This window comes from Serratia sp. EWG9 (assembly GCF_019913725.1).
GTDB lineage: Bacteria > Pseudomonadota > Gammaproteobacteria > Enterobacterales > Enterobacteriaceae > Serratia > Serratia ureilytica.
In genome coordinates this window covers 305,297-318,058 of sequence record NZ_JADNRO010000006.1, presented here as the reverse complement: position 1 = coordinate 318,058, position 12,762 = coordinate 305,297, and the positions used below count along the sequence as shown (strand labels likewise).

Annotated in this window: 10 protein-coding genes and 1 pseudogene; 3 read left to right on the top strand and 8 right to left on the bottom strand. The window is 62.7% G+C overall.

The genetic code is table 11. The features are described 5' to 3' along the window. Positions 1-329: 329 nt before the first annotated feature. The gene (locus ITX55_RS16075; protein WP_033643795.1) at positions 330-1,118 is read right to left on the bottom strand and encodes an ABC transporter ATP-binding protein; all 789 of its coding nucleotides are present in this window, start codon (positions 1,116-1,118) and stop codon (positions 330-332) included. After that, positions 1,115-2,196 (bottom strand): annotated as a pseudogene (locus ITX55_RS16070) (FecCD family ABC transporter permease). Before ITX55_RS16070 ends, ITX55_RS16075 begins: the two are co-directional and overlap by 4 nt. 368 nt (positions 2,197-2,564) lie before the next feature. On the opposite strand from ITX55_RS16070, the gene ITX55_RS16065 reads away from it, so the two are divergent. Beyond that, positions 2,565-3,665: a GGDEF domain-containing protein gene (locus ITX55_RS16065; protein WP_033652543.1), complete on the top strand. Its 1,101-nt coding sequence runs from the start codon at positions 2,565-2,567 to the stop codon at positions 3,663-3,665. Positions 3,666-3,710: 45 nt separating this feature from the next. Here ITX55_RS16065 and ITX55_RS16060 read toward each other — a convergent pair whose 3' ends face one another. The 3 genes from ITX55_RS16060 to ITX55_RS16050 form a co-directional block, all read right to left on the bottom strand. Next, on the bottom strand, positions 3,711-5,189 hold the full coding sequence (locus ITX55_RS16060) for an amino acid permease (RefSeq protein WP_033643798.1): 1,479 nt from the start codon (positions 5,187-5,189) through the stop codon (positions 3,711-3,713). A gap of 221 nt (positions 5,190-5,410) precedes the next feature. Further along, the gene (gene yieE, locus ITX55_RS16055) at positions 5,411-6,277 is read right to left on the bottom strand and encodes a DNA-binding transcriptional regulator YeiE (protein WP_021505917.1); all 867 of its coding nucleotides are present in this window, start codon (positions 6,275-6,277) and stop codon (positions 5,411-5,413) included. A 98-nt stretch (positions 6,278-6,375) separates the two neighbouring features. Next, a complete protein-coding gene (locus tag ITX55_RS16050) occupies positions 6,376-6,573 on the bottom strand; it encodes a hypothetical protein (RefSeq protein ID WP_033643799.1) in 198 nt (65 codons plus the stop codon). Between the two features lie 193 nt (positions 6,574-6,766). Between ITX55_RS16050 and ITX55_RS16045 the strand changes: the two genes are divergently transcribed. Both ITX55_RS16045 and nfo read left to right on the top strand, forming a co-directional pair. Next, entirely contained in the window at positions 6,767-7,840 is a 1,074-nt protein-coding gene (locus ITX55_RS16045; RefSeq protein ID WP_033652542.1) for a YeiH family putative sulfate export transporter, read from the top strand. Positions 7,841-7,938: 98 nt separating this feature from the next. Further along, on the top strand, positions 7,939-8,778 hold the full coding sequence (gene nfo / locus ITX55_RS16040) for a deoxyribonuclease IV (protein WP_129992836.1): 840 nt from the start codon (positions 7,939-7,941) through the stop codon (positions 8,776-8,778). A gap of 61 nt (positions 8,779-8,839) precedes the next feature. On the opposite strand, the gene fruA is transcribed toward nfo, so the two are convergent. Genes fruA through fruB form a run of 3 tightly spaced genes read right to left on the bottom strand, consistent with a single transcriptional unit; the run spans position 8,840 to position 12,605 of the window. Next, on the bottom strand, positions 8,840-10,522 hold the full coding sequence (fruA, locus tag ITX55_RS16035) for a PTS fructose transporter subunit IIBC (RefSeq protein WP_206358431.1): 1,683 nt from the start codon (positions 10,520-10,522) through the stop codon (positions 8,840-8,842). Between the two features lie 11 nt (positions 10,523-10,533). Next, the gene (fruK, locus tag ITX55_RS16030) at positions 10,534-11,475 is read right to left on the bottom strand and encodes a 1-phosphofructokinase (RefSeq protein WP_015378523.1); all 942 of its coding nucleotides are present in this window, start codon (positions 11,473-11,475) and stop codon (positions 10,534-10,536) included. Then, positions 11,472-12,605: a fused PTS fructose transporter subunit IIA/HPr protein gene (gene fruB / locus ITX55_RS16025; RefSeq protein ID WP_069100293.1), complete on the bottom strand. Its 1,134-nt coding sequence runs from the start codon at positions 12,603-12,605 to the stop codon at positions 11,472-11,474. Before fruB ends, fruK begins: the two co-directional genes overlap by 4 nt. Between the last annotated feature and the right edge of the window lie 157 nt (positions 12,606-12,762).

Genomic DNA, 12,762 nt, shown 5'->3' with positions numbered 1-12,762 from the left:
CACCGGCTGCCGAGCAAGACGGCGTTGTCAGGGGCAACCGGCCAGGGAAGGCCGTTGAGGCGAGACTAACAGGGACGTTTGTCGCAGCCGACCCGCCCGACAACGCAGACACGGCGAGGGTATCCGCGTAGCGGACAGACGGTGTTAAGCGAAGGCGCGGGTGGAGGGGCCGCGCCTTCGGCCCCTCCAATTGCCGTTCGCTACGGCATCAGAGAAATGAGAGATTTTTACGGCAATTCAGGCTGCACGAAACACACAAAGATGGGATAAAAAAATGCCAGTCAGGCTTAACTGACCGGCATTACCGGCGATGCCGGGCTTTTCTTGGACTATATCGTCGGCTGGTTCACCAGACCGTCTATCAGCACCTGCGGCGTGCCCTGCGAGCAACGCTCGATGCGCCCGCGCACGCCATAGACCCGCGCCAGGCTCTGCGGCGTAATCACCTGATCCGGCGCGCCGTCGGCGATCAGATCGCCATCCTGCAGCATCAGCACGTGGTCGCCGTGACGCAGCGCAATGTTGATGTCATGCACCACCACCACCGTCACGATATCGCGCTTGCGGGTTTCGCGGCGCACCAAATCCATCACGTGGAACTGGTAGTTGAGATCGAGCGCGCTCAGCGGCTCATCCAGCAGCAGCAGCGACGGCTGACGGATCAGCGACTGCGCCAACCCCACCAACTGTTTCTGGCCGCCGGACAGCTGATCGAGATAACTCAGCGCCAGGTGGGCGATGCCCAGCTGTTCCAGCAAAGCCATCACTTCCGCTTCGCTGCCGGCGTTGCTGCGGCCGCCCGAGGCGCGCTGCGCCACGATGATCGACTCCAGCACGTGCAGATGCACCCCGGCGGGCAGCGACTGCGGCAGGTACACCACTTTCTCCGCCCGACGGGCGAACGGCATCTGCATCAAATCGCCGTCGTCCAGCCACAGCTTGCCCTGCGCCGGATTCAGCCCGGCCAGCGAGCGCAGCAATGTCGATTTGCCGCTGCCGTTCGGCCCCAGCAACACGGTGATTTGCCCGCGCGGCAGCATCGGCACCGAGAGATTGTCGATCACCTGGCGTTTCGGGTAACCCGCCGAGAAGTTTTCTATCCGTAAACCCTGGCTCATACGTTCCCCCGGTGGCGCAGAATAATGCTCAGGAAGAACGGCACCCCGACCAACGACGTCACGATCCCCACCGGGATGATTACCCCAGGCACCAGGTTTTTCGACGCCACCGAGGCCATCGACAGCACCAGCGCGCCAATCAGCGCACTGGCCGGCAGGTAGAAACGGTGATCTTCGCCGAAGATCATGCGGGCGATGTGCGGCGCCACCAGACCGATAAAGCCGATCGGCCCGACGAAAGCCACCGCCAGCGCCGAGAGCATGCTGATGCGCAGCAGCGTGGTCAAACGCAGCCGACGCACGTCATGCCGAAGCTCACCGCCCGGTCTTCACCCAGACGCAGCGCGGTCAGTTTCCACGAGCTCATCATCGACAGCGGCAGCAGCACGGCGAACACCCCGAACAGAATGCCCAGTTTGTCCCACGAGGCGCGCGCCAGGCTGCCCATGGTCCAGAACACCAACCCCTGCAGCGTGTCCTCGCTGGCGATGAACTGCATCATCGAGACCAGCGCGTTGAAGGTAAACACCAGCGCGATGCCGAACAGCACTACGCCGGAGGTGGCGACCCGCGTCCAGCGCGTGATGCCGTCAAGCATCAGCGCGGCGAACAGCGCGAAGATAAAGGCGTTGGCGGAGATGAACCACTGATCGGGGATCCCCGGAATGCCGATGCCGAGCACGATCGCCAGCGCGGCGCCAAAGGCCGCGGCGGAAGACACCCCGAGGGTGAAGGGGCTGGCCAGCGGGTTATTCAGGATGGTCTGCATTTCCGCCCCGGCCAGGCCGAGCGCAAAGCCCACCACCACCGCCATCAACGCATAGGGCAAGCGGATGTCCCAGACGATCACCCGCGTGCCGGCATCGGCCGCGGCGGGATCAAGCAGCGTTTGCCATAAGGACGACAACGACAGGCCGGACGGCCCCATGGTGAAATCCAGCAGCAGCGAGCCCAGGATCGCCAATGCCAATACGCCCATCATCAACAGGCGATGGCGAAGAATATGCTGATAACGCCCCATCACGCCGGCGTCGGGTTGCCCCTTGGCTTCAGTCATGGGATCGGTGGATACGCTCATTAGTTAAGATACCTGTTGCAACCATCATGACAGCGGCGCGAAAGCGGCCGCCGTGAACCGAGAAGTGTGCGGCAGCAGCCTGCGCACGGCCGTTAACAATAAAACAAACGATAATACTTATCAATCATATCAATAGGTGAAAACGGCGTTATCGAAATGTAATAATTTGTTTTTTATCGCCATTTTTCAAACCACCACGCTTTCCCCCGCCAACGGCCAGTAGGTTAATTATTCTGAAAATTCTTCCTGATCCGACCAGACTCTGACAAATAACGGCAAAACCACATAGAATCCAAAATCACAGCACCGCGCGTGCAAAAAAACTTCAGGCCGCCGCAAGAGCGGCCTTATTGATTGACGAGGCTGTAATGAGAAGTCCATCTCCGGCGGTAACGCCCAAACGCCCGGCGCTGCTGAACTGGCTGTTATACAGCCCGCTGCACGCCGATGACGAGCCGTTTCAACGCCAGCTGCGTCTCACGCTGACGCCCTCTCCTCTCACGCCCTGGCTGAATGCCGCGGGGCCGGCCGCGCTGCTGGCGGGGTACGCCTGGCTGGTCCAGCGGCCGCTCGGCATCGGTTTGTTGCTGCTGCTGCTGTTGTTGACCGCCGGGCGAGCCTGGCTGGCGCGCCGGCGTCAACCGGCCTGGCCGAACGCCATGCTGGTGACGGTGCTGCTGTGGGCACTGCTGGTCGGCGCCAGCGCCGCTCTGGCGATGCTCTCGGGCCGCTTTGTCTTAATGCTGTTCGCCGGCCTGACGATCACCGCCCTGGCCTGCTGGCTGATGCAGCGCCACGCCGCCGCCCCGCGCTTCGCGCTGCTTGAGGTGATCGCGCTGACGCTGCCCTACCTGCTGGCGGCGCCGCTGTCGCGCGTGCAAAACCTGTTTGTCCTGGCGGACCTCGCGCCGCTGTGGCTGGTGCTGGCCCACGGCATGATCGCGCGCTACCACCGCCAGCTGGTGCAGCACGTCACGCTGGCGTGGGAGAAGCAGCAGGCGTCGCACCGCGATCGCCTGACCGGCTTTCTCAACCGCGCAGGCGGCGAGGCGGTGATGCGCAGCATCTGCCGTCCCGGAACGGCGCAGCCGATCTCCCACCTGTTCATTCTTGAATTCGGCCCGCTGGCGGCGCTCTACCAAAGCCACGGCGTCCAGATCGGCGACGACGTGCTGCGCACCGTCGGCGAGCGCCTCAAGACGCTGATCCGCCCCAGCGACTATATCTGCCGCTATACCGGCGGCCAGTTTCTGATTCTGGTGCACGATCTGCCCTACGGCGCGGAAAGCGAGTTCCTGGCGCGCATTGTGCCGCCGCTGGAAGCGCCCTACGATTTTGGCGCGTTCGGCGAGGTGAACATGCAGCTTAACGCCGGCATTGTGGCGCTGACGCAGGATTACGCGACGGTAGAGAGTTTGATGAGCTCGGCGCAGCAGGCGCTGGCGGAAGCCAAAGGCGGGAAAAAGTAAAACAAAACGCGGCGGGAGCCCCCGCCGCGTGTCACTCACCGAAAATTACTTCACGTCCATCTTCGGGAATTCCATCTCGCTGTACTTCACGACACGGGTGCCTTGCGACAGCTTGTAACCAAACCAAATCAGCAGGAACAGCGGAATACCGATGTAAGTCGCGGTCACGCCGTACCAGTCGATCTTGTCTTGCAGGAAGGCCTGGTAGTTCTGCCCCAGGGTGATGATCAGACACAGCACGAAGGCGAAGATCGGCCCCAGCGGGAAGAAACCGGAACGGTACGGCAAATCATTCAGATCGCGCCCCTGCAGCATGTAGCCGCGACGGAAACGGTAGTGGCTGATGGCGATGCCCAACCAGGCGATGAAACCGGTCATGCCCGAAGTGTTCAGCAGCCACAGGTAAACCGACTGGTTACCGAACATCGACGTCAGGAAGCACAGGCCGGCCACCACGCAGGTCGCGTACAGCGCGTTGCGCGGCACGCCGCCTTTCGACAGCTTGGCGAAGATGCGCGGCGCCTTGCCTTCCGAAGCCAGGGTGTACAGCATGCGGGTCGACGCATACATGCCCGAGTTACCGGCCGACAGCACCGCCGTCAGGATCACCGCGTTCATCACCGCCGCCGCCGACAGCAGGCCGGCATGTTGGAACACCAGCGTGAACGGGCTGACGCTGATGTCTTTCACGTCGTTGCGCAGCAGGCTCGGATCGGTGTACGGAATGATCAGGCTGATGATCAGAATGGCGAAGATATAGAACAACAGGATACGCCAAAACACCTGACGCACCGCGCGCGGAATGTTTTTACCCGGGTTTTCCGATTCGCCGGCCGCGATGCCGATAAGTTCGGTGCCCTGAAACGAGAAGCCGACGATCATGGCCACGCCGATCATCGCCGAGAAGCCACCGGCAAACGGCGCGTCTCCTATCGTCCAGTTCTGCCAGCCGGCATGCTCGCCGCCCTTCAGAATGCCGACGATCATCATCACGCCGACGGCGATGAAGATAATCACGGTGCTGACCTTGATCAGCGCGAACCAGTATTCCGCCTCGCCGAACCCTTTCACCGAAATGTAGTTCAGCAGGAACATCAGGCCGAGGAACAGCGCGCTCCAGATCCAACCCGGGGTGTCCGGGAACCAATAGCTCATCACCAACTGCGAGGCCACCAGGTCAACGGCGATGGTCACCGCCCAGTTGTACCAGTAGTTCCAGCCCAGCGCGAAGCCGAAGCCTTCTTCTACGTATTTGGCGCCGTAGGTGGAGAATGAACCGGAGACCGGCATAAAGGCCGCCAATTCGCCCAGGCTGGTCATCAGGAAGTACACCATCAAACCGATCAGAGCGTAAGACAGCAGCGCCCCGCCGGGGCCTGCCTGAGAAACCGTGGCGCCCGAAGCGACGAAGAGACCGGTGCCGATGGAGCCGCCGATGGCGATCATGGTCAAATGCCGGGCTTTCAATTCACGGCGCAATCCGGGTGCTTGCTGCCCCGATGTTTTTATATCCTGCTGAGCCATTCGTTCCCTATCTATCTGCTCTTCGAAAAATGAGGGCGGATTGTAACAAATACCCGCCGGTGAACTAGCAACATTGCACCGATATAAGATAGCTTCATAATTCAGAGGCAATTATTAGCTGCGGCCCTTATAGCCTTACTTACTCTCATTAATGTGAGCGCGCGCAGGTTTTTATGCTTTTTCCGGCCTGCGCGGCAGCAGAGGGCTTGACGTGCCGCCGGTTACAGCACGCAATAGCTGAGAAAACGTTGCAACGCGTTGGAGACGTGCTTTTGCCGATGGCGGATCAGGTACAGGGTACGGCGCAGCGGCGGCAACGGCACCGGCAGTTCCACCAGCGCGCCGCTGGCCAGCTGTTCCGCCACCACCCGCCGCGACAGGCAGCTGATGCCGATGCCGTGCCGCACCGCATGCTTGATCGCCTCCGAGTTGCCCAGCTCCATCACCAGCTGGAAGTGCGGCAGATGCGCCAACAGCAGATGGTCCAACACCTCACGGGTGCCGGAACCGCGCTCGCGCAGGATCCACGGCGCATTGGCCAGCGCCTCCAGCGTCGGCGGTTGACGGGTCAGCGGGTTATCCGGCGCGGCGAACACCACCAGCTCGTCCTCCAGCCACGGCTGCGTCACCAGCTCCGGCATATGGCAAGGCCCTTCGATCAGCCCCAGATCGACGCGAAAATCCGCCACCGCCACGATCACGTCCTGGCTGTTGCCGACGTTCAGCTCCAGCGGCGTGGCGGGAAAATCCCGGCGGTAGCGGGCGATCATCTCCGGCAGCATGTAGTTGCCGATGGTGCTGCTGGCGGCGATGCGCAACGCCCCGCCGTCATGGCGAAACAGCTGCTCTATCTCCCCCGCCTGTTCCAACAGCGCCAGCGCCTTGGGATACAGCAACCGGCCGTGCTCGTTAATCACCAGCCGTTTGCCGACGCGATCGAACAGCTGCACGCCCAACTGCCCTTCCAGATCCGCCAGCGCCGCGCTGACCGCCGACTGCGACAGCGCCAGCACCACCGAGGCCTGCGTGGTCGAACCGCTTTTCAGCACTTCGGTAAAGACTTCCAGTTGACGCAACGTGATATGCATAGCTGTCCCGGTATTGAAAGAGGGTTCTGCCAGAGAACCCCAACATGGTGTGGTGGGCAGCCCGGCCAGGCGACCCTGTTTGCGGCCAGATCGGCGCGCTATTTGCCCAACGCGACCAGCTGCGCCGCCGCGGCCAGCACCGGCTCTCGCGGCGTGCCGGTTTCGTCCCGCAGTATCAATTGCAGCATCGCCGCGAGATGGTCGCGGTCGATCGCCTTGTTTTCTTCAATCAACCGCCGCACCGCGCGGCCCACTTCCTGATCTACCTGCTCTCTGCGTTGATCGTCGGTATCCATCGCCTGCTCCTGTTAGTTGGAAAATTGACGGCGGCTCGCCGCTCCTCCACACCCTAGCCGCAATGCGGCGTTATGCCAATGGCTGACCCCATACCACTTATTCAGATAGGTTATAAATATATAATCAATTTCTCTTTTATTCAGCCCAAACGTACTCTTGACCGCAAGAAACAGACTGAAGGACTGACTTTATATGGCGACTGATACCACTCACACTTACCCCGAGCGACGCTTCCCGCTGTTCGGCCTGCCGCGGCTGGTGCCGGGGCTGGCGCTGACCGGCGCGCTCACCGCGCTGGCCGTCTGGGCCGGCGACATTCCCTGGGTGGCGGAGCTGGGGCTGGGGGCGCTGACGCTGGCGATCCTGCTCGGCATTCTGGTGGGCAACACGCTGTACCCCCGCTGGCAAACCGTTTGTCACAGCGGCGTACAGCTGGCCAAACAGCGCCTGCTGCGTCTGGGCATTATCCTTTACGGCTTCCGGCTGACCTTTCAGCAGATCGCCGACGTGGGCGCCAGCGGCATCATCATCGATGCGCTGACCCTGATCACCACTTTCCTGCTGGCCTGCTGGCTCGGCAAGAAAGTGTTCGGCATCGACAGCCAAACCGCGATACTGATCGGCGCCGGCAGCAGCATTTGCGGCGCGGCGGCGGTGATGGCCACCGAGCCGGTGCTGAAGGCCGACTCCAGCAAAGTGGCGGTGGCGGTTTCGACCGTGGTGGTGTTCGGCACCCTGGCGATCTTCGCCTATCCGTGGCTGTATCAGTTGAATGAGCACTTCCAGTGGCTGCCGTTCAGCCAGGAAACCTTCGGCATCTACGCCGGCTCCACCATCCACGAAGTGGCTCAGGTGGTCGCCGCCGGGCACGCCATCGGGCCTGACGCCGAAAATGCGGCGGTGATCGCCAAGATGATCCGCGTGATGATGCTGGCGCCGTTCCTGCTGCTGCTGTCGGGCTATATCAGCCGCGGCAGCGCAGGAAAGGCGGAAAAATCCGCCATCACCATTCCGTGGTTCGCCGTGCTGTTTATCGCCGTCGCCGGGCTGAACTCCTTCAACCTGCTGCCGGCCACGCTGGTGCGGCACCTGATCACCGCCGACACCTGGATGCTGGCGATGGCGATGGCGGCGCTCGGGCTGACCACCCACATCAGCGCCGTGCGCCAGGCCGGGATGAAACCGATTCTGCTGGCGACGCTGCTGTTCGTCTGGCTGCTGGTCGGCGGCGGCGCGATAAACCAACTGGTGCAACACCTGCTGTAATCTCCCTCGGCGGCCCGCTTCGGCGGGCCGCCGCTTTTCGCCATTCAATCCGCCCGCCATCAATGCCATAATGTCACCGATAACACAGGAGAATGAAGATGAAGTTTGTCGGTGCACATGTCAGCGCGTCAGGCGGCGTGGATCAGGCGGTTATCCGCGCGCACGAATTGGAGGCGACCGCGTTCGCCCTGTTCACCAAAAATCAGCGTCAATGGAAGGCCGCCCCGCTGGCCGCCGACGTGATCGATAAGTTCAAGAGCGCCTGCGCCCAGTACGGTTACGAGCCGGGGCAAATCCTGCCGCACGACAGCTACCTGATCAATCTGGGGCACCCGGTAGCCGACGCGTTGGAAAAATCGCGCGAGGCGTTTATCGACGAGCTGCAGCGCTGCGAACAGCTGGGGCTGACGCTGCTGAATTTCCACCCCGGCAGCCACCTGCTGCAAATCGACGAAGATAAATGCCTGGCGCGCATCGCCGAATCGATCAACATCGCGCTGGATAAAACCGCCGGCGTGACGGCCGTGATCGAGAACACCGCCGGCCAGGGCAGCAATCTGGGCTTCAAATTCGAGCACCTGGCGGCGATCATCGACGGCGTCGAAGACAAAAGCCGCGTCGGCGTTTGCATCGACACCTGCCACGCCTTCGCCGCCGGGTACGATCTGCGCACCGAAGAAGAGTGCGAGCGCACCTTCAAGCAGTTGGGCGACATCGTCGGTTTCAACTACCTTCGCGGCATGCACCTGAACGACGCCAAGAGCGAGTTTAACAGCCGCGTCGACCGCCATCACAGCCTGGGGGAAGGCAACATCGGCAAAACGGTGTTCAGCTACATCATGCGCGATCCGCGTTTCGACAATATCCCGCTGATTCTGGAAACGGTAAACCCGGATATTTGGGCCGAAGAGATCGCCTGGCTGAAAGCGCAGCAGTAACGCGGCGCCCAAACGACAAAACCGGAGCCTGGGCTCCGGTTTTTTTATGGCTGGATCGCCGTTACGCCACGCTGGCCGCCGGTACTTCAGCACGTTTCAGCAGGGCATAAGCCACCCCGGCCAACAGCGTGCCGGCGGCGATCGCCACCAGGTACAGCAACACCGGCGAAATCGCGCCCGGGATCAGCAGCACGAACAAGCCGCCGTGCGGCGCCATCAGCTTGGCGCCGAAGGCCATCGACAGCGCGCCGGTCAGCGCCCCGCCGGCGATACAGCACGGCAACACGCGCATCGGATCGCGGGCGGCGAACGGAATCGCCCCTTCGGTGATGAAGCACAGCCCCAGCACCAACGCCGCCTTGCCGCCTTCCTGTTCGGATTTCGGGAACTTGCGGCGCGCCAGCAGCGTCGCCAGGCCCATCGCCAGCGGTGGCACCATGCCCGCCGCCATGATGGCCGCCATCGGCGCATACACCGAGGAGCTGAGCAGCGCCACACCGAACGCGTAGGCCGCTTTGTTCACCGGGCCACCCATGTCGGTGCACATCATGCCGCCCAGGATCGCCCCCAGCAGCACGGCGTTGGCGGTGCCCAGAGACTGCAGCCAATGGGTCAGGCCTTCCATGATTTTCGCCACCGGCGTGCCAACCACGTAAATCATGATGAGGCCGGTGATCAGGCTGGCCACCAGCGGAATGATCAAGATGGGCTTCAGCGCTTCCATACTTTGCGGCAGGCGCAGCTTGCTGCTGATCGCCCTGGCGACATAACCCGCCAGGAAACCGGCGATGATGCCGCCAAGGAACCCGGCGCCGGTGCTCACCGCCAGCATGCCGCCGATCAGGCCCGGCGTCAGGCCCGGACGATCCGCGATGGAGAAGGCGATGAAACCGGCCAACACCGGCACCATCAGCGCGAAGGCGGAGCCGCCGCCGATCTGCATCAGCGCCGCCGCCAGGGTGCCCTTGACCTCAAACGCCTTGATGCCGAACACGAACGACAGCGCGATGCACAAACCGCCCGCCACCACCATCGGCAGCATGTAGGACACGCCGGTCAGCAGGTGACGATACGGGCCGCTGCCCTCTTTCTTCTTCGCCGTCGGCGCCGCGCCGCTGCGCTGCTGCGGCTGGAACACTTCGGCTTCGGCCAGCGCCTTGTCCAGTTCCTGCGCGGTTTTCTTCAGCGCCAGACCGGTGGAAGTACGATACATCGGCTTACCGGCAAACTTGTCCAGATCCACTTCGATGTCCGCCGCGACGATCACCAGATCCGCCGCCGCCACTTCTTCCGGGGTGATGGCGTTGCCGGCGCCGACGGAGCCGCGCGTTTCCACCTTCACCCACCAGCCGCGTTTCTTGGCTTCACTTTCAATGGCTTCGGCCGCCATAAAGGTGTGCGCCACGCCGGTCGGGCACGCGGTGATCGCCACGATGCGTTTTTGTCCATCGGCTTTCACCGCAGCCGCCTGCGGCGCCTGATAGGTTTCAGCTTCGGCCTGGGCGCGCGCCAGAAACGCGTCCGGTTCACGCACCGCCTGTTCTACCTCGCCCACATAGATCAATTTGCCGTTCAGCGCGGCGTCAGCAGGAGCAGCCTGCCCCGCCACCGCCACCAGTTCGGCGTCCTGCAGCGACTCGACCAGCGTCAGGCCGGCTTTGGCCGCGGCGGCCTCCAGCATGCGTTTCGCCAGGTGGCCACGGGCCTGTCCCTGCGAACTGTCTACCATCAGCAGCGTTTTCATTCTGCCTCCTGCTATTGATTGAAAGGTTTCAGATCGACGCGCGCCATCATCGCGGCCAACTGGGGACGATCGGTCACGCCGACGTTGCTCTGGCTGACCGCCAGCGCCGCTACCGCCGTGGCCAGACGCAGGGTGTGTTCGCTGGATTCGCGCATCAGCAGGCCATAAATCAGGCCGCCGACCATCGAATCGCCGGCGCCCACGGTGCTGACCACCTCACAGGACGGCGGTTTGGCGATCCAGGCGCCGGATGCGTTAACCCACAGCGCGCCTTCCGCGCCGAGGGAGATGACCACGTGGGCGATGCCCTGTTCGCGCAGCGCATGCGCGGCCTCGACCACGTCTGCCAGCGTCGGCAGCGGGCGACCGGCCCAGATTTCCAGCTCGCGGCGGTTCGGTTTGACCAGCCACGGCGAGGCCTTCAGCCCGGCGACCAGCGCTTCGCGGCTGCTGTCGAAAATGATGCACGGGCACTTGGCGCGCAGTTGGGTCATCCAGTCGGTAAACGCGTCGGGATCGACGCCGGCCGGCAGGCTGCCGCTCACCGCCACCATGTCAAACTGGCCCAGCCAGCTCAGCGAGTCGCTGACGAAGCGATCCCAGTCCTGCGGCGTCACTTCGAAGCCGGAGAAGTTGAAATCGGTCACTTCGCCGTCTTTTTCCGTCAGCTTGACGTTGATGCGGGTGCGCCCCGGCACCACCTGAAAGCGGTTGGCGATCCCCAGATCGCTGAACAGCAGCTGGAAACCGTCCTGATTATCTTTGCCCAGGAAGCCGCCGACGGTGACGTCGATGCCTAAATCTTTCAACACCTTGGCGACGTTGATGCCCTTACCGGCGGCATGCAGGCCGGCGGTTTTTACCCGGTTGACTTCCCCGCGTTCAATCTGCGGGCAGAAACCCACCAGATCGTACGCCGGGTTCAGGGTGATTGTTGCTACTCTTCTGCTCATGCTGCGCCCTCGCCCAGTCCTTCATTAATCGCTTCGCCAATCGCCTTCAGCGCGGCTTCAGCATCTTCTCCATTGGCGGTAAAGCGCAGGTGATGCCCTTTCTTCACGCCCAACGCCACCACCTTCATCAGGCTGCGCCCGTTGGCCGGCTTGCCGCTGCCGTCCAGGTTGGTGACGGTGATGTCACTGTTGAAACTTTTGATCACGTTGACCAGCGCCGTACCCGGCCGCGCGTGCAGACCGTGCTCGTTGCGGATCACGAATTCGGCGCTCAGCACGCTGCTCTCTTCCGCCACGTCGCTGGTCAGCAGCGCCAGCACGCCGGCGGCATCCGCCTTCAGCAAGCGTTCAGCTTTGTTGGCCAGCAGCAGATCGCTGAGGTAGTTGAGCACCGCCAGCGGCTGCGCATCGGCGACCGACACCGTCAGCAGCAGCGCCACCGGCTCGCCGTCTTCCACGAAAGCCTGCGCCGGGCGGCTGACGGTGGCCGCGCTGGCCAGGTTGCCTTCAACGCTGTCGCTGAGCCAAATGCCCTGCCCCAGATTCAGCGGTTTGCGGGTGATGGCATCGCTGACGAACTGCGCGTTGACCGCCCCGATTTTTTGCAGACGGCCGGCGTTCAGCGCCTGCAACGTCATCAGGCTGTCGGCGGCGACGTCGAGCGCAATCAGCGAAACGTCGAACTGGAATTCGGCGCTCTGCCGTTCGCCCATCAACAGGCTGCGCAGCTCTTCCGCGGAGGTGGTTTTCGCCAGCCGCTCCGCCACGCTGTCATCGCTCAGCACGTGGGTGAGCTGACGCAGCAGCGCCAAATGCTCGTCGGAACGGGCGGCGATGCCGATCGCCACATAGGCGGTCTGGCCCTCCCCCCACGCGATGCCCTGCGGGAACTGGAACACCTGCACGCCGGTTTTCAACACCAGATCGCGGGTATCGGTGGTGCCGTGCGGAATGGCGATGCCGTTGCCCAGGTAGGTGGACGTCTGCAGTTCGCGCTGCAGCATGCCGTCCACATAACCGGCGCTGACGCAGCCGGCTTCGGTCAGCGCGGCGGCCACCTGACGGATGGCCTCCTGCTTATCGGCGGCAGCGGCGCCCAGATGAATGTCTTGCGGTGACAACTGGAACATGATTCTCCTCTCCTGCTGAATTGAATCGTTTCAGCTTCATTGAGAAAAAGGAGCGTTACCCGCTGCCCACAAGCGGTCGGATAACGCTGAAACGTTTCAAGGAGTGTGTAAGCAGCGCAAGATGAAAGCAAGCTTTCTCCCTTTCGCCATTGCAGAT